General features: G+C 70.3%; 3 protein-coding genes. All 3 read left to right on the forward strand.

The genetic code is table 11. The features are described 5' to 3' along the window. The first annotated feature begins 24 nt into the window (after positions 1-24). The 3 genes from ACLIRY_RS14610 to ACLIRY_RS14620 are packed head-to-tail and all read left to right on the forward strand — an operon-like array spanning position 25 to position 19,966. Complete coding sequence (locus ACLIRY_RS14610; RefSeq protein ID WP_413206148.1) at positions 25-5,655, forward strand: type I polyketide synthase; 5,631 nt, start codon at positions 25-27, stop codon at positions 5,653-5,655. 14 nt (positions 5,656-5,669) lie between these two features. Beyond that, the gene (locus ACLIRY_RS14615) at positions 5,670-10,379 is read left to right on the forward strand and encodes a type I polyketide synthase (RefSeq protein ID WP_413206149.1); all 4,710 of its coding nucleotides are present in this window, start codon (positions 5,670-5,672) and stop codon (positions 10,377-10,379) included. Further along, on the forward strand, positions 10,376-19,966 hold the full coding sequence (locus ACLIRY_RS14620; RefSeq protein ID WP_413206150.1) for a MupA/Atu3671 family FMN-dependent luciferase-like monooxygenase: 9,591 nt from the start codon (positions 10,376-10,378) through the stop codon (positions 19,964-19,966). Before ACLIRY_RS14615 ends, ACLIRY_RS14620 begins: the two co-directional genes overlap by 4 nt.

The raw sequence follows: 19,966 nt of genomic DNA on the forward strand, positions 1-19,966 counted from the left end.
GACGGACCGCGGAGGAAAGACGGCATGACGCCTTCCCCCCAACTCAACCGCGACGAGGCCTTCCGGCAAGCGCTGTTGAAGGCGCAGGCGACGATCCGTCAGCTGATGGACGAAAACGCCGCCCTGCGCAAAAAGGACGGCGTGGCCGTCATCGGCATGGGATGCCGCTTCCCCGGCGGCGGCAACGACCCCGACCGCTTTTGGCACCACCTGCGCGATGGTGTCGACGCAGTGGCGGAAGTGCCGGCCGACCGCTGGCCCGCCGACCACCACCGCGCGGCCGACCCGGACGCGCCGGGCAAGATGTACACGGCGCGCGGCGGCTTCCTCGACCTGCCGATCGCCGACTTCGACGCCGCCTTTTTCGGCATCACCCCGCGCGAGGCGCGCGCGCTCGACCCCCAGCACCGGCTGGTCCTGGAGGTCGGTTGGGAAGCGCTGGAGGACGCCTGCCTCGACCCGGCGGCGCTGAAGCACAGCCGCACCGGCGTCTTCGTCGGCATCTCCAGCGACGATTATGCGCAGGCACATCGCCATTCCGGGCGGCCGGAGCTGATCGACGCCTATTCAATGACCGGCAGCACCTTCAGTACGGCGGTGGGTCGGCTCTCATACCTGCTAGGGCTGCATGGGCCGGCGCTGGCGGTGGACACCGCCTGTTCCTCCTCCCTGGTGGCGCTGCATCTGGCCTGCCGCAGCCTGCGGTCGGGGGAGACCGATCTGGCGCTGGTCGGCGGGGTGAACCTGATCCTATCGCCGGAATCGCACATCTGCTTCTCCAAGCTGCGCGCGATCTCGCCGACCGGACGCTGTCGGACCTTCGACGCGGAGGCCGACGGCTATGTGCGCGGCGAGGGCTGCGGCTTCATCGTGCTGAAGCGGACGGATGAGGCAGTGCGCGACGGCAACCGCGTCCTGCTATCGGTCAAGGGCACCGCGGTTAACCAGGACGGCCGCACCAATGGCTTGGCCGCCCCCAACGGCACGGCGCAACAGGCGGTGGTGCGCGAGGCGCTGCGCGACGCCGACCTCGGACCCGACGACATCGACTATGTCGAGGCGCATGGCACCGGCACCCTGCTCGGCGACCCCATCGAGGTGGAGGCGCTGGGCGCCGTGTTCGGGTCCAAGCGCCAGACGCCGCTGCACATCGGCTCGGTCAAGACCAACATCGGCCATCTGGAGGCCGCCGCCGGCATGGCCGGGTTGATCAAGCTGATCCTGGCTCTGCGCCACGAGACTTTGCCGGCCTCGCTGCATTTCCGCACCCCAAACCCGCACATCGCGTGGGGCAGCACGGCGTTGCGCGTCGTCGCGGAGCCGACCGAGTGGCGGCGGTCGCAGCGGCCGCGCGTTGCGGGGTTGAGTTCCTTCGGCTTCAGCGGCACCAACGCCCACATCGTGGTCGAGGAACCGCCGCTTGAGCCGACGCGCTCCGCCGAAGCCCCCAAGGCGGCGTCACATCTGCTCTGCCTGTCTGCGCACGAGCCGACGGCGTTGCGCGCACTGGCCGGGCGCTATCGGGCGCTCCTGGCCGAGAGAGCTCCCGATGCCGTGGAACTGGGCGACCTTTGCCACACGGCGGCGGCCGGGCGCGGCCACCGGGCGTACCGTCTGGCGGTCGAGGGCGCCGATGCGGCGGCGCTCGACGTCGGCCTCAGCGCCTTTCTGGACGACCGCGCGAACCCGGCGGCGGTCTCCGGCGACAGCGAAAAGGGCGTTGGACCGGGCATCGCCTTCCTGTTCACCGGCCAGGGCTCCCAATATGTCGGCATGGGCCAGGGCCTCTATCAAAGCGAGCCGGTGTTCCGCGACGCGGTGGACCGCTGCGACGCCATTCTGAAGCCCCGCCTGGGTTTTTCCATCGCCGAGCGGATGTTCGCGGGTGAGGCGGAGGCACTGACCGCCACGGTGCTGGCCCAACCAGCGCTGTTCGTCCTGGAATACGCGCTGGCCCAGCTGTGGGCCGCCTGGGGCATCCGCCCGCAATTCCTGATCGGCCATAGCGTCGGCGAATATGCGGCGGCCTGCCTCGCCGGAGTGTTCAGCCTGGAGGACGGGCTCGCCCTGATCGCCGAGCGCGGGCGGCTGATGCAGGCCCTACCCGTCGGCGGCGCCATGGCGGCCGTGATGGCGCCGCCGGATCGGGTGACCGACGCGCTGCCCCCCTTCGCCGGTCGACTGGACGTCGCGGCCTTCAATGGGCCGGAGCATGTGGTGGTGTCGGGCGACGTCGACGCGCTGACCGCGCTGACCGCGACCCTGGAGGCCGACGGCCTCCGCGTGGCCCAGCTGGCCGTATCCCATGCCTTCCACTCCCACCGCATGGACCCGATGCTGGCGGCGTTCGAGGCCGCCGTGCGCCGCGTCACCCTGTCTCCGCCCCGCATTCCGCTGCTCTCGAACCTGAGCGGCGCGGTGATCGGCGACGAGATCGCCACGCCGGACTATTGGGTGGAGCATGTTCGCCGCCCGGTCGCCTTCGCCGCAGGCATGGAGGCGCTGGAGCGCACCGGGGTGCGGACCTTCCTGGAGTTGGGACCGCAGGCGACCCTGCTGGCGCTCGGGCGCGGCTGTCTCGCTGAAGGTGGCGAACGGGCGTGGCTGCCCAGCCTGAAGCGCAACGCGCCGGACGGCCAAGTCATTCGGCGGGCGTTGGGCGCGCTCTACGTCCAGGGCGCGCCAGTCGATTGGGCCGCAGTTCACACCGGGCGCGGCGAGCGCTGGACCTCCGCCCCGACCACCCCGTTCCAGCGCGTCCGTCACTGGGTGGACAACCCACGTCTGGGCGGCAAAGCGGCACCGGCACCAGTGCCGTCCCTGGCGCCGCTGCTCGACCGCATGGTCCGTTCGCCGCTGATGGACACGATCCTGTTCGAGACGCGCTTCGGTGTCGCGGAGATCCCGCTGTTGGCCGAACATCGGGTGTTCGACGCGGTGGTGGTCTCTGGCGCCAGCCTGATCGCAATGATCCTGGGCGCAGCCGAGCGGGCCTTCGGCGAGGGCACCACGCAACTGTCAGACCTGCTGTTGCATCAGGCGCTGGTCGTGCCCGATGGCGAATCCCGGCTCGTCCACCTCGGCTTCACGCCCACCGACGATGCAGAGACATCCTTCCGTCTGGTCAGCCTGGATGCCTCGGGCGATCCGGCCAGTCAGACCCTACACGTCTCGGGCAAGCTCCGCGTCGGCGCCGACGCGGTGGCGCCGCCGCTCTCCCCGCCCGAACTCCGGCTCGCCTGGGACCGGCTGGAAACCGAGCTCTCGGGTGAGGAGGTGCGGGCGGCGCACGCGGGTCGGCACATCACGCTCGGCCCCAGCTACGTCTGGCTGGAGACCATGCGCCTCGATCCGGGGGAGGCGATAGGGCGGCTGCGCCCACCGGTCATGGAGCCGCCGCTGGCGCTCGACGGCTACCGCATGCATCCCGGCCTGATCGATTCCTGGATCAGCCTGCTGGCCGCGATGGTCGGCGTCAGCGGCGACAAGCCATTGGTACCCTTCGCGGTCGAGCGTCTCACCCTGCTGCGACCACCCGGTATCGGCAAGCTGCTCGCCTACGGCCGCCGCCGGACGCTCGAGGGCCAGCCCGACCGCATGGTCGGCGACCTATGGCTGTTCGACGAGGACGGCGCGCCGGTGGCCGAATGCCTGGGACTGGAGGGTCGGCAGACCACGCTGGAGGCGTTGCTGCGCCGCGCAGGCCAGGCACCCGCCGACTCCTGGTTTCACGAATTGCGCTGGGAAAGCGCCCCGACCGCGGCAGACGCGCGGGTCGCCGCCGACCACGCCGCCCCCTGGCTGATCTTCGCGGACAAGGGCGGCACCGGGCAGGAGCTGGCCGACCACCTCCACCAGCGCGGAAACCATGCCATCCAGGTGACCGCCGGGGAGGGCTTCGCGGTTCTGGAACGGGACCGGATCCGCATCGACCCCCGCCGGGCCGAGGATATGGCGGCGGTGCTGGAGCGCGTCACCCCGTCCCGTGTCGTCTATCTCTGGGGCCTGGACGCCACCGCCCCCGACGCGGCCTCCTTCGACGCGGCGGCGATCGGAAGCTGCGCGCCCTTCCTTCATCTGGTCGCGGCGCTGGCGCAGAAAGCCGCCGCCGCACCACCACCACCGCTGGCGGTGGTGACTCGCGGCGCCTGGAATGTCGAGCCCGACGAGCCCGTGGAGGTCGCACAGGCGCCGTTGAGCGGACTCGCCCGCACCGTGACGCTGGAACACCCGGAGCTGCGGGTGCGCCACATCGACCTCTCCCTCGGCGGGAGGGTTCCGCAGATCGATGACCTGTGGCGCGAATTGACCGTCGACGACCTCGAACCCCGCATGGCCCTGCGCGGCCGAAGCCGCCGCGCGCCCCGCCTGGTTTCGGCACCATCACCGCAGGGCGCCTCCGTGATGACCCTGCGGCCGGACGGCGCCTATCTGATCACCGGCGGGCTCGGCGCGCTCGGTCGGCTGATGGCACAGCGGCTGATCGCCCGTGGAGCCCGAGACCTGACGCTGGTGGGACGGAGCGCCCCCAACGAGAATGCCGACGCCTTTCTCGGGGAATTGCGCGCAACCGGCGCCACCGTCCGCGTTCATCTCGCCGATCTGGCCGACGCGAAACAGGTGGCGCACGCCGTCGCCGTCGCGGCCTCCGAACAGCCGCTGGCCGGCATCGTCCACGCTGCCGGTACGCTCGAAGACGGCGTTCTGGCGCAACTCGACGCCGAGCGACTGCACCGCGCGCTCGCCGCCAAAGCGCTGGGCCTCGCCCATCTCGACGAGGAGACGCGGGCAGCGCATTTGGATTTCTTCATCGCTTTCTCCTCGATGGTCTCGCTGACCGGCTCCGCCGCGCAGGGCGCCTACGCGGCGGCCAACGCCGCGGTGGATGCCCTGATGCGGCGTCGCCGGGCCATGGGCCTGCCGGGGCTGAGCGTCAACTGGGGACCCTGGGCCGATGTCGGCATGGCGGCGCGCCTCGACGAACGGCAGCGCGACCGGCTGTCCCGCCAGGGCATCGGCACCCTGCCGCCAAAAGCGGCGTTGGACGCGCTGGAGCGCCTGACCGTCGAAACGTCGGCGCAGACCGGCATCATGCGGGTCGACTGGGCCGCCTTCCTACGCGCCGCACCGGGTGCCGCCGACGACCCGCTGTTCACCCACTTGCGCCCCCCGACCGGGCAAGCGCAGGCCGCCGCGCCCGCCGCCGCCAAATGGGTGGAGCGTCTGCGCGCAACCCCGACCAGCGGAAGGTCAGCAGCGCTGATGGGGCTGATCCGCGAAGAGATCTCGCAGGTGATCGGTGGGCGCGGCGGGCAGCCCATCGGTCCGCGTCAGCCGTTATTCGAGCTTGGCGTTGATTCCTTGATGGCCGTGGAGCTGCGCGGTCGGCTGGTGGCGGCGCTCGGCTGTCCGCTGGCAACGACGCTGCTGTTCGATCACCCGACGCTGGAGGCGCTGACTGCGCATGTGATGACCGCCGCGCCGGAACTCGCCGACGGCAATGGGAGCAGCGAAACGGGCCCCGCGACCCAAGCGCCGACCACCACCATGAGCGTCCCCGTGAACGCGGCTGAGACCACCACTGACCTGGACGGCCTGTCCGACACCGAGCTGGAGGCCCTGTTGGCCGAGCGGCTCGGCGCCAGCTTGGATTGAGGGGGAACGATCGGATGAGCGCAGGAAAGACCGCCCCAGGCAACCGCGATCTGATGCGGCAGGCGCTACTGCGCATCGACGCCTTGCAGGCCAAGTTGCGCGCAGCGGAGGCGCGGGAATGCGAGCCGATCGCCATCGTCGGCATCGGCTGCCGCTTCCCCGGCGGGGCGGACACGCCCGACGCCTATTGGGAGCTGCTGCGCGTCGGGCGGGATGCCATCGCCGAGGTACCGCGCGACCGCTGGGACATCGACGCCTATTACGACCCCGACCCCGACGCGCCGGGCAAGATGGTCCAGCGCCACGGCGCTTTCCTGTCGGGCATCGACCGCTTCGACCCCCAATTCTTCGGCATCTCGCCGCGCGAGGCGGCGTCGATGGACCCGCAACAACGCCTGCTGCTGGAAGTCGCCTGGGAGGCGCTGGAGGACGCGAACATCCCCGCCGACAGCCTGTATCGCAGCGCCACCGGCGTGTTCATCGGCATGATGGGGCAGGATTTCGGCCAGCGGCTGTTCGCCCCGTCGCGCCACGACCGCATTGACGCCTATGCCGGCACCGGCACCTCACCGGGCATGATCGCGGGCAGGCTGTCCTATTGCCTGGGGCTCACCGGGCCATGCTTCGCGCTGGACACCGCTTGCTCCTCCTCCCTGGTTGCGCTGCATCTGGCCTGCGACAGCCTGCGCCGCAACGAATGCGCGATGGCCTTGACCGGCGGCGTCAACCTGATCCTGGAGCCAGGGCTCAGCATCAACTTCTCCAAGGCGCGGATGCTGGCGCCGGACGGGCGCTGCAAGACCTTCGACGCCACGGCCGACGGTTATGTCCGGGGCGAGGGCTGCGGCGTACTGGTGCTGAAGCGGTTGTCCGACGCCCGGCTCGACGGCGATCGGGTGCTGGCCGTGGTGCGCGGCTCAGCGGTCAACCAGGACGGACCGAGTGGTGGCCTGACCGTGCCCAGCGGCCCAGCGCAGGAACAGGTGATCCGGCGGGCGCTGTCCAACGCCGGACTCGAGCCAGACGCCGTTTCCTATGTCGAGGCGCACGGCACCGGGACGGCGCTGGGCGATCCGATCGAGCTGGGGGCGCTCGACCGCGTGTTCGGCACCGGGCATAGCGCGGACCGACCACTGCATGTCGGATCGGTCAAGACCAACCTCGGCCATCTGGAGGCCGCCGCCGGGGTCGCCGGGGTGATCAAGGTCGTGCTGGCACTCCGCCACAGCTGTCTGCCGCCGCATCTCAACGTCACCCAGCCGACACCACGCTTCCCCTGGGCCGAAAAACCGGTGCGCGTGGCGCGTCAGGCGGTGGACTGGCCAGGCGGCGCCGAACCGCGAGTGGCCGGGATCAGCAGCTTCGGCTTCAGCGGCACCAACGCCCACATCGTGATCGCCGACGCTCCCCCAGGGGACGATGCCTTTGAGGCTACGCAGGACGTCGGCCCCCGCCTATTACCACTTGGTGCGCACACGACAGAGGCGCTGACGGCGCTCGCCGCCCGGTACCGCGACCATCTGCGCGCCAACCCGGGCGTGGCGCCGGGCGATCTCTGCGCCAGTGCCGCGCTGGGCCGCGCCCATCCACCGCGACGGCTGGCGGTGATGGCCGACGACACCGCGCACATGGCTGAGGCGCTCGACCGTTTCACGGAGGGCCGAACCTCCCCCGACCTGATCGCTCCCGCGTTGGAAAGCGCGACCGTCCCATCGCTGGCTTTCCTGTTCACCGGACAGGGCTCGCAATACGCGGGCATGGGCCGTCGGCTGTACGAGACCGAACCGGTCTTCCGTGGGGCGCTCGACCGTTGCGCGGCGATCCTCAAGACGCATGCGGACATCGACCTGATAGACCTCGTCTGTTCGGACGAATCCGGTCGGCTCGACCGCACCGGCAATACCCAACCGGCGCTGTTCGGGCTGGAATACGCGCTGGCCGAGCTGTGGCGGTCGGTCGGCGCCTGGCCCGACGCGGTGCTCGGGCACAGTGTCGGCGAATATGTGGCGGCCTGCGTCGCCGGGGTGTTCAGTCTGGAAGATGGTCTGCGCCTGATCGCGACGCGCGCCCGGCTGATGGAAGCACTGCCGGAGAGCGGCGCCATGGCCTCCGTCGCCGCCCCGGCGAAGCGGGTCGCCCAGGCGCTGACCGACCGCCCCACCCTGTCCATCGCCGCGCTGAACGGACCGGACCAGACGGTGGTGTCCGGCGACGCGGCGGCCCTGCATGCGCTGCTCGCCGACCTGCGCGCCGAGGGCGTCGCCAGCCGCGAGCTGACGGTCTCCCACGCCTTCCACTCCGCGCTGATGGAGCCAATGCTGGCGGACTTCGCGGCGGTGGCGGAGACGGTCGCCTTCTATCCACCGACGCTACCGCTGATCTCCAACCTCACCGGCCGCACCGCCGGGGCGGAGATCGCCAGTCCTGACTATTGGGTCCGCCATGTCCGCGAGGCGGTGCAATTCGCCGATGGCGTGACGGCGTTGGCGAACCTCGGCTGCCGGGCCTTCGTCGAGATCGGACCGGATCCGGTGCTGTGCGGCTTGGCCCGTCAGAGCCTGCCCGAAGACACGATTCTGGTCCCCAGCCTGCGCCGCACCGACGCGGACCGCTTCCCCCGCGCGCTGGGTGAGCTGTATGTCCAGGGCGTCGCGATCGACTGGAGCGCGGTCCATCACGGCCGCAAGACGCGCCCCGTGGCTCTGCCGACCTATCCGTTCCAGCGCAAGCGATACTGGTTCGACGACGGCTTGTCGGCGCCCGTCCACAGGCTTCCGACCGTAAGCGACACCCTGCTGCGCGACCTCGCCGCGAGCGGCGAACTGACCGCTGAGGAGCTGGCACTGGCCCCGAAATTGCTCGCCCTATTAACGCATCGGCGCGGCGCGGGGGACGAGGCCGACATCGGTTATCGGCTGGCGTGGCGGGATCGGCCGCGCGCCGCTGCGATCCCGGCCGAGGGGGGAGCTTGGCTGGTGATCGGGGCGGACGCTCTGGCGGGCGACCTTCGCGGGGCCAAGCGGCGCTGTATCGATCTGCCGACCCTCCCGGACGACGAAACGGAGGTCCGGCGCGCCATCGAAGCGGCGACGACGGACGGCCCGCTGGACGGCGTGCTGGTCGCATGGCCGCCGGGTGACGACGGCCTGGCGGCTGGCGAGGCGGCGCTGCTGGCGGTGACCCGTCTGGTCCGCGTACTGGTCGAGCTTGAGCGACCGCCGCGCCTGTGGCTGATGACCGAAGAGGCGACGGATGCCGGAGGGCTCATTCCGCGCTCACCCTGGCCGGGCCTGCTCTGGGGGCTGGGCCGCACGCTGTTCCTCGAACATCCGGCGCTGAAGGGCGGGCTGTTGGACGTCGCGGCGCTGGCCGACGCGTCGGACCGCGCCGCTCTGCTCCGCGAGGTGCTGGCCCCAGACGGCGAGGACGCCATCGCCCTGCGCGGCGACGCCCGTTTCGTCGCCCGCCTTGAACGGGACGAAGCCCCCCCCGAGTCCCCGCCACCCATTCGCCTCGATCCGAAGGGCGCCTATCTGGTCACCGGCGGACTGGGCGCGCTCGGGCTGCGGGTTGCCGGACTGCTGGCGGATCGCGGGGCCGGGGCGCTGGTCCTGATTGGCCGACGGGGAGCGGCGGCTGTGCCGACGGAACGGCTGGCGGCACTCCAGGCCAAGGGAACGCGCGTCGAGATCGAGGCGGCGGATTGCGCGGACGAGGTGGCGATGCGCGCGGTGCTGGCGCGGATCGACGCGAGCGGCCTCAAACTGAAGGGCATCGTCCACGCCGCCGGGACGGCCACGCCGACCAGCCTCGCCGATCTGACGCCGGAGATCCTGCACGACGGGCTGACCGCGAAGGTCGAGGGGGCGTGGTTGCTGCACCGGCTGACCTCTGACCACGCGCCCGATTTCGCCGTCTTCTTCTCCTCGGTGTCGGCCGTTCTGGGCACCGCGCGGCAGGGCGTCTACACGGCGGCCAATGCCTTCCTCGACGCGCTGGCGACCTACCGTCAGGGTCTGGGGCTGCCGACGCTCAGTATCGGCTGGGGGCCGTGGGGCGGCGGGAACGGAATGGCCGACGGCGATGCAGAACGCCTGATCGCCGACAGCGGCTTCCACCCGCTGGAACCGAAACATGCGGTCGAACGGCTCGGTCGGCTGCTTGGCACTGCGTCGGGGACGACGCTGCTGGTCGACGCCGACTGGGCGCGGCTGAAGGCGGTCTATGAGGCGCGCGGACATCAGCCTCTGCTGGAGGAGCTGGGCGGGGCGGCCATCTCCGACATGGCGGTGACGAAGGCGGAGCGTGACCGACTGGACGCCCTTCCCGCTGGGGAACGTGTCGGAGCCCTGGTCGCCTTCCTTCAGGATGCAATCCGCGCGGTGCTGCTCTTCGACGCCGACGCGCCGGTGGACCCGCGCCAGGGCTTCTTCGACATGGGGCTGGACTCCCTGACGGCGGCGGAACTGAAGCGGCGGATCGACGGGAGGTTCGGCTGTGCCCTGCCCTCGTCCGCCGTGTTCGACCATCCCAACATCGCAACGCTGGCCGCCCATCTATTGACGCTGCTGGTCCCCGAAGGGGCGGCCGAAGCGCCCGCCACCCCGTCACCCGCCTCCCCGGCGGCAACCGCTCCGGCGGTGACGGACGTCCAGCACTATTCCGACAGCGACATCGCGGCCTTCATCGACGATGAGCTGGCCGCCCTGATGAAGGAGGGATGAGCCTCGTGACGACCACCCATCCTCCCCCGGGCGAGATGACGCCACTGCAAAAGGCCTTCGTCGCCATCCGCCAACTGCGCGACAAGGTGACGACTCTGGAGCGCGCGGCGGTGGAGCCCATCGCTGTGGTCGGCATGGGCTGCCGCATGCCGGGCGCCGACGATCCCGACGCCTTTTGGGAGCTGCTCCGCGACGGCCGCGACTTGATCCGAGAGGTCCCGGCCGATCGTTGGGACACCGCTGCCTATTTCGACCCGACGCCGGGCACGCCAGGCAAGACCTATGCCCGTCACGGCGGTTTCCTCGACGCGGTGGACCGTTTCGACGCCGGTTTCTTCGGAATGTCCGCCCGCGAAGTGGAGGGCATGGATCCGCAGCAGCGCCTGCTGCTGGAGGTGGCGTGGGAAGCGCTGGAGAACGCCGGGCTGGTGCCGGAACGGCTGGCCGGAACGGCCACCGGCGTCTTCGTCGGCGTCACCGCCACCGATTACGGGCTGTTGCAGGTCGAACAGGCGGACCGCGACACCAACAACCCTTATTTCAACACGGGCACGCCGCTGAACGGCTGCGCCGGTCGGCTGTCCTACGTGCTGGGCTTTCAGGGACCATGCATGGCGGTGGACACCGCCTGTTCCTCCTCCCTGTCGGCGATCCACCTCGCCTGCGCCAGCCTGCGCGCCGGAGAGTGCGATCAGGCGCTGGCCGGCGGCGTCAATCTGATCCTGTCGCCGCGCCTTTATGTGACGCTGGCGGCGGCTGGCATGCTCGCGCCGGACGGGCGCTGCAAGACCTTCGACGCGGCGGCCGACGGCTATGTCCGGGGAGAGGGCTGCGGGCTGGTGGTGTTGAAACGCCAGCGCGACGCGGTAGCGGCGGGCGACCGCGTCCTGGCTCTAATCCGGGGCTCGGCGGCCAACCAGGACGGAGCGAGCAGCGGTTTCACCGTGCCCAACGGTGTCGCCCAGCAGCGGCTGATCCGCCAGGTGCTCGACAAGGCGGCGCTAACCCCCGATGCCATCGACTATGTCGAGGCGCACGGCACCGGCACCTCACTGGGAGACGTGATCGAAGTACAGGCGCTGGGCACCGTGCTGGGACAGGCGGCGGGGCGCGAGCGGCCGTTGCTGCTGGGCTCGGTCAAGACCAACATCGGCCATCTGGAATCGGCCGCCGGGGTCGCCGGCCTGATCAAGCTGATCCAGGCGCTGCGCCATGACACGCTGCCGCCCAGCCTGAATATCGACACCCCCAACCCCGGCGTCGACTGGACGGCGCTGAAGGTGGCACCGGTGCGCGAGGCGACGCCCTGGCCACGCGGCGAGCGGCCCCGCCGCGCCGGGCTCAGCTCCTTCGGCGCGACCGGCAGCAACGTCCATCTCGTGGTCGAGGAGGCACCGACCATCGAGCCGCGCCAGCCGGGCGCCGACCGTCCGACGCATGTGCTGACCCTCTCGGCCCGCACTGACCCAGCGCTGGCGGCACTGGCCGACAAGTGGGAGGCGCTGGCCCGGCGCCCCGACGCGCCAGCCTTCGCCGACGCCTGCCACTGCGCCAACACCGGACGCAGCCAATTCAAGCGCCGGGCCGCCCTGGTCGCGGCGAATTGGGACGAGGTGCTGGAGCGGCTGGCGGCACTGCGCGACGGCCGCTCCGCGCCGGGGCTGGCGATCACGCACGATGATTCGGCGGCGAAGCCCTTCCGCCCGGTCTTCCTGTTCAGCGGACAGGGCGCCCTGCGGCCCGGAGCTGGGCGCGCCCTCTACGACAGGCACCCGGTCTTCCGGGAGGCCTTGGAGCGCTGCGCCGCCCTGGCCGCCCCGCGGCTCGACCGGCCGCTGCTGGAGGCACTCTACCCCGATACCACCGAGGACGAGGCGCTGCTGGGCCACGCGCGCTACGCCCAGCCGGCGCTGTTCGCCCTGCAACACGCCCTGACCATCCTGTGGCGGTCGTGGGGGGTGGAGCCCGCCGCAGTGATGGGTCACAGCTTGGGCGAATACGCCGCGTCCCATGTCGCGGGAGTCCTCAGCCTGGAGGATGCCTTGCGGCTGGTGGTCGAGCGGGCACAGCTAATGGACGGGCTGCCCTCCCCCGGCGCCATGGCCGCCGTCTTCGCAGAGCCGCCCCAGATCGAGAAGGCGCTGGCCGACGAGACCGGGCGGGTGTCCGTGGCGGTGATCAACGGCCCCGGCAACATCGTGCTGTCGGGCGAGGTGGACGCGCTGGGCCGGGTGGTCGAGCGGTTGCGAGCCCAAGGGGTGTCCAGCGCACCGCTGACCGTCACCCACGCCTTCCACTCCCCGGTGATGGACCCGACGCTCGCCCCGTTTGAGCGCTTCGCCGCGACGGTCGAGCATCGTCCCGCCACTCTGCCGATGGCGCTGAACCTGACCGGCAAGCTCGTCGCCTCCGGCACCAGCCTCGACCCGACCTATTGGCGCCGACATTGCCGCGAGACGGTGCGATACGCCGACGGGCTGTCGGCCCTGCTCGATCAGGGCTACGAGACCTTCGTCGAGATCGGGGCCGGCTCTGTGCTGACCCAGCTTGGCCGCCGCCGCGCGCCCAAGGCGACGTGGCTACAGTCGCTCGCGTCGGGCGACGGTGACGACTGGACCGCGCTGTGCGGCGCCGTCGCCGAGGCCTTCGTTCGCGGCGCGCCCATCGACTGGACCACCTTTGACGCACCGTTCGCCCGCGACCGCGTGCCGGTTCCCACCTGCGCCTTCCAGCGCAAGTCCCATTGGTTTGCCACGACAGGATCGACGATGGATACCAATCATGTCGCCCCGGCCCCCGCCTCCACCCCGGATACGCGGGCCGTCCAGCACGACGCGGTCTTGACCCGACTGCTGACCATCATCGCCAAGATGATGCGCGTCGACCCCGGCGACATCGACATCGACGCCTCCTTCCTTGAGATGGGCGCCGACTCCCTGGTTTTGGTCGAGGCGATGCGGTTGATCGACGACAATTTCGGCGTCAAACTGCAAATGCGCCAGTTCTTCGAGGACGTTACCAGCATCGCGGCGCTGGCCGACCATCTGGTCGATCGCTCCACCTTCGGCCTGACACCGCACCCGGCGGCGACCCATACAGAGGCACCCCATACAGAGGTGCCGTCGGCCGTGACGGCTCCAATCGCGGCGCCAGCGCCTGCCCCGACCGCATGGCCGGAGCCGGAGACCTCGGCGGCGCCCCGTCCCGCGCCCGTGATGGCGGCTCCGGCGGGCGCGCCCATGGTGGCGGCACCCATGCCCGTCGCGGGCACCGCCCTGGAACAACTGCTCCTTACCCAGACGCGGATAATGAGCCAACAGCTCGCCCTCCTCCAGGGCACACCAATGGCGGTGCCTGTTGCGGCTCCGGCCTCCGTTCCCGCCACGGCGCCGGAGGCGCACAATTCCGCAACGGCGCCGGAGGCGCACAATTCCGCAACGGCGCCGGAGGCACCCAATTCCGCCACGGCGCCGGAGGCACCCAAGGCATCTTTATCGGCACCACCGACCGCGCCAGTTCCGAACCCCGCCCCCCCCGCGAAACCGAAGGCCGAGGAGGACCGCTCCTCGCCGCTGCGGGCGCTCGCGAACCCAATGTCGCTGGAGCCGACCGGAAAGAACCCGCGCCAGGACCGCCACCTCGCCGATCTGGTGAAGCGTTACCAGCACCGCACCCCGCGCTCCAAGGAGCTGGCCCAAGCCTGCCGCGCCGGGCTGGCCGACAGCCGGGCCAGTGTCGGTTTCCGCTTCTCGACCAAGGAGATCCTCTATCCGATCACCGGAGCGGAGGCGACCGGCTCACACATCCGCGACGTCGACGGCAACGATTACATCGACCTGACCATGGGTTTCGGTGTGCTGCTGTTCGGCAACCGCCCCGACTTCATGAAAGGCGTGGTCGAGGAGGAGGTGGGGCGCGGAATCCAGCTCGGCCCGCGCTCCGATATGATGCGGGAGGTGACCGACCTGTTCCTGGAGTTGACCGGGCACGAGCGCGCCGCCTTCACCAATTCGGGCACCGAGGCGGTGATGACCGCGCTGCGACTGGCCCGCGCCGGAACCGGACGCACCAAGATCGCGATATTCGACGGCTCGTACCACGGCCATTCCGACGGCACGCTGGCGCGCACGGTCGAAGTGACGGACACGGCCTTCCGCTCCGAACCGATGGCCCCTGGCATTCCCGGCGGGGTCGCGCAGGATGTGCTGGTCGTCGAATACGGCACCGATGAGAGCCTGGAGATCCTGCGCCGCCACGCCCATGAGCTGGCCGCCGTGCTGGTCGAACCGGTGCAGAGCCGCCGCCCCGACTTCCGCCCGATAGAGTTCCTCAAGAAGCTGCGCGCTCTGACCGAGGAGTCCGGCACCGCCCTGATCTTCGACGAGATGATCACTGGCTTCCGCGCCCACCAGGGCGGCGCCCAGGCGCTGTTCGGCGTGCGCGCCGACATCGCCACCTACGGAAAGATCGTCGGCGGCGGCATGCCCATCGGTGTGGTCGCCGGCACGCGACACTTCCTCGACGGCATCGACGGCGGCTTCTGGGCCTATGGCGACGCCTCCTTCCCGGCCGCCCCGCGCACCTATTTCGGCGGCACCTTCTGCCAGCACCCCTTCACCATGGCAGCTGCCCTGGCGGCGCTGCGCCACATGAAGGCTGAAGGGCCGGCATTGCAGGACCGATTGAATCAGCGCACGACGGAATTCGCCGACACGCTGAACCGCTGGTTCGAGGCGGAGGATCTGCCGCTGCGCGTCACCCACTTCGCGTCGATGTTCCGGCTGGTGTTCCAGGGCAACCTGGACATCCTCTATTACCATCTGCTGCTGCGCGGCGTGTACATCTGGGAATGGCGCAACTGCTTCCTGTCCACCGCCCATACCGACGCCGACCTCGCCCACGTCATCCAGGCGATCAAGGACAGCGTCGCCGATCTGCGCGCGGGCGGCTTCCTGCCCGAACGCCAGCCGCCCGCCGGTCCGTCCGGCGCGCCGCCGACCAGCGCCATGTCTGGAACCGCCGCCGGAAGTGCCGCCAAGTCTCCCGCGTCGGCCGCTGCCAAAACGGCAGCCACCGCGCGTGCCGACATCGCCCGCGCCGCGATGACCGGACAGGAGCCGGACGGCTTCTGGGCGCGGCACAAGTCGAAGCTCGGCCATAACGACGCGCTCGACGCGGCGCCCTCTCCCTCGACGTCGGGCCTGCGGCCCATCGACTTCGGCCTCTACTTCTTCGGCCCCTATTCCGCGGCCTTCAGCGACGGCAAGTACGACCTGATCCTGAAGGGCGCGCATTTCGCCGACCGCGAGGGCTTCTCCGCCGTCTGGCTACCCGAACGGCATTTTCATGAGTTCGGCGGCTTCTCGCCCAACCCGGCGGTGGTGGCGGCGGCCCTGGCGCGCGAAACCAAACGGGTGGAGCTGCGCTCCGGCGCCGTGGTGGCGCCGCTGCACGACCCGATCCGCGTCGCCGAAGAATGGTCGGTGGTCGACAACCTGTCGGGGGGTCGCGTCGGCGTCGGCTTCGCCTCTGGCTGGCACGCCAATGACTTCGTGTTCGCGCCGGAATCCTACGACGACCGCCGCGAAGTGACGTTCGAGCGGATAGAGACCGTCCGCCGCCTGTGGCGCGGCGAGAAGATCAGCCGGAAGGACGGGCGCAACAGCCCGGTCGATCTGGCCATCTACCCGCGCCCCAAGCAACCCGCCCTGCCCTGCTGGCTGGCCATCGTCAACAACCCGGACACCTATCGCCGCGCCGGGCTCGCGGACATCGGCGTGCTGACCAACCTGATGGGCCAATCCATCGAGGATCTGAAGAACAACATTGCCATCTACCGGCAAGCCCGCGCCCAGGCCGGACTGGACCCGGAGGGTGGCAACGTGTCGGTGCTGATCCACACCTTCCTGGACGCCGACGCCGACCGCGCCATCGAGATCGCGCGCCAGCCGCTTTGCCATTACCTACTGTCCGGCATCGGCCTGTTCCAGCGCATGGCGCAGGGAGAGAAGGCCCAAGGCGGGCGCGCCACCATCGACCTCGACCGGCTGACACCGGAAGACAAGCAGTTCCTGGTCAACAAGGCCTATGAGAAATATGTGGGCTCCAGCGCGCTGATCGGCTCGCCGGAAAGCTGCGCCCCCATCGTCGAGCGCCTGATCGACGCCGGAGCCGACGAACTGTCCTGCTTCGTCGATTTCGGCGTCGACCCGGCCGCCGTGGCCACTGGCTTGCCCAGCCTGGACGCGCTGCGCCGCCGGTACTGCCGCGACGCCTCCCCCGATGATGCGGCTCCGCTGGTCGTCACCACAGCCGGGGACCCGCTCCCGGACGAACCGGCGCTGCCGATGAGCGAGGCGCAGAAGCAGCTGTGGGTTCTGGCGCAGCTGAGCGCCGATGGCGCGCGCGCCTACAACGACCCGGCGGCGTTGCGGCTCGACGGGCTGCTCGACGAGGCGGCGTTGCGCCGGGCCCTCGCCCAGGTCACCGCGCGCCACGAGGCGCTGCGCACCACCTTCGACGAGGCAGGCGAAAACCAAATCATCCACCCCTCCGCCCTGGCGGCGCTGACCCTGGCTGACCTGTCCGGAGAGCCCGATCCCGAGGCCGCTTTGCAAGAGCGGCTGATGGAGCACACAGGGCACCGCTTCGACTTCGTGAACGGGCCGCTGTTCCTGCCGCTGCTCTACCGGCTGGCGCCGGAGCGCCACGTGCTGCTGCTGCTGGCCCACCACATTGTCAGCGACGGCCCCGCCATGGGCATCGTTCTGCATGAACTGCTGGCCCTCTACGCGGCCGAGCGTGGCGAGGCCGTCCCGTCGCTGCCGGTTCCACTGCCCTTTCGCGATTTCGTGCGCTGGCAGCGCGAACGGGAGCATGACGCCGCCATGGCCCGACACGAGGCCTACTGGCTGGACCGCTTCGCCCAGCCGGTAACACCGCTCGACCTGCCGACCGACCGCCCCCGTCCGCCGGTCAAGAGCTACGGCGGCGCACGGCTATGGGCGGAGTTGCCGGTCGACCTGCTCGACCGGGTGAAGGGGCTGGGCCGCGCGCACAAGGGCACGGTTTACATGGTGCTGCTGGCCGCCTATGCCGCCCTGCTGCACCGGTTGGGCGAGACGGAGGAGGTAATCATCGGCTGCCCCTACGCCGGGCGCGGCCTGCCGGGTGGCGAGGCGCTGGTCGGCTATTGCGTCCATCTGCTGCCGGTGCTGAGCCGGACCAGCGGCGACACGCCCTTCGCCAGCCATCTGGAAACCGTGCGCGGCACGCTGCTCGACGCCTTCGACCATCAGGATTATCCTTTCGCCCGGCTGATCGACAAACTGGGCCAGAAGCGCGACAGCGGCCGCGCGCCGCTGCTTGGCGTCGTGTTCAACCTGGAGCGTGACGGTGGACGCCAGACCTTCGCCGGGCTGGAGGTCGAATCCCAGCGGCTGCCCGTTGGTTTCACCGGCGTGGACCTGACGCTGACCGTCTATCTGCGCGATGACGGGGCGTCCATCGCCTGCGACTTCAACAGTGACCTGTTCGACAAGGTGACGATCGAACGGCTCCTTGACCAGTACCGCACCCTGCTGGAGGCGGTGACCACGACGCCCACGCTGCCGCTGGCCGACATCCCGCTGTTGAGCGACGCCGCGCGTCGGCGCGAGTTGATCGACTGGAACACGGCGGATCCGGCGGCGGAGCAGCTGTGCCTGACCGATTTATGGGCGCGGGCGGTAACGACCCACCCCGACCGCGTGGCGCTGATCCAGGAAGGCCCCGAGGGCGACGTGGTTCTGACCTGCGCGGAGCTGGATCGCCGCGCCAACCGGCTGGCCCAGCGGCTGCGCCGCCTTGGCGTCGGGCCGGACAAGCGGGTGGGCGTGCTCCTCGACCGCTCCTGGGCGCTGACCGTCGCCATGCTGGCGGTGCTGAAGGCCGGCGGCGCCTTCGTGCCGCTTGACCCCACCTACCCGGCAGCCCGCCTGACGATGATGCAAGAGGATGCCGAGATCGCGGCGCTGTTGACCCGTGACGGACTGGCCACCGACCTTGCTTCGCACTGCCCGGTGTTGCGGCTGGATTCCGACTGGGCCGACATTGCAACCGAGCCTGCGACCGCGCCCGCGTCCGGCGCGCTGCCGGGCAATCTCGCCTATGTGATCTACACTTCCGGCTCCACCGGCAAGCCCAAGGGAGTGATGATCAGCCACGCCGGCTTCGTGAACTATCTCCAGTGGGCGATGCGCACCTACGCCGCCGAGGAGGGCGACGGCGCACCGGTGCTGGGCTCCATCGGCTTCGACGCCACGCTGACAAGCCTGTTCGTGCCGCTGCTGGCCGGTGTTCCGACGGTGATGCTGCCCGGCGACAACGAGGTGGAGACGCTGACCGCGCTGCACCGCTCGGCCCGGCACTTCAACTTCGTCAAGGTCACCCCGGCGCATCTGGAACTGCTGAACACCATGTTCGGCGGCGAGCCGCCGGTCGGGCTGGCGCGCCATCTGGTGCTGGGTGGCGAGGCGCTGACCGGCACCACCATCAACCCCTGGCTAAGCCGAGGCGCCACCCACGCGGTCAACGAATATGGCCCGACCGAGACGGTGGTCGGCTGCTGCATCGAGGGGGCGACCGAGCCGGTCGGCGGCGTCATGCCAATCGGTCGTCCCATCGCCGGCACCCGCCTGCATGTGCTGGACGCCCGCCTCAACCCGGTTCCCGCCAACTCCGCAGGAGAACTGTACATCGGCGGCGCCGGACTGGCGCGCGGCTATCTCGGTCGCGGCGATCTGACGGCCGGGGCCTTCGTACCGGATCCGCTGAGCGAGTCCGCCGGAGCAGCGCCCGGCGCGCGGCTCTACAAGACAGGCGACCGCTGCCGTTACCTGTCGGACGGTCGGCTGATGTATCTCGGCCGGATGGACCGACAGATCAAGCTGCACGGCTTCCGCATCGAGTTGGGCGAGATTGAGTCCGTCCTGCTCGACCTGCCGGCCGTGGCGGAGGCGGTGGCGCTGCGTCGTGAGGACCAGCCCGGCCACCCCCATCTTGCCGCCTATGTCCGCCCCACCGTCTGGCCGGCGGCGGCGGAATTGGCCGACACGCTGCGCCGCGCGCTAAAGGAGCGGATGCCCGCCCATATGGTCCCGGCCGCTCTGGTGGTCCTGGAGGCCATACCGCTGACCGCCAATGGCAAGATCGACCGCGCCGCCCTGCCTGTACCGGATCCAGCACGGTCCGCCTCGGCCGAGACCCACCAGCCCGCCCGCACCGATCTGGAGCGCGAGCTCGCCGAGCTTTGGCAGGAGGTGCTGGGGGTCGAGCGGGTCGGAGTTCACGACAACTTCTTCGACCTGGGCGGCGAGTCCTTCCTACTGTTGCAGGTCTGTTCCCGCCTCGATCACCGGATGGACAGAGATGCGCTGGTCATCGCCTTCTTCAAACACCCGACCGTCGCCTCGCTGGCCGCCCACCTGAGCGATAGCGGCAACGGGGGAGACGCTCCACCGCCCGATCTCGACCGCATCAAGTCCCGCGCCAACCAGCAACGGGCAGCCACCCGCCAAGCCGCTGCCCGCCGCCGTCGGCCCGCCTGA

Source organism: Rhodospirillum sp. A1_3_36, from assembly GCF_047263945.1.
Lineage (GTDB): Bacteria > Pseudomonadota > Alphaproteobacteria > Rhodospirillales > Rhodospirillaceae > Rhodospirillum.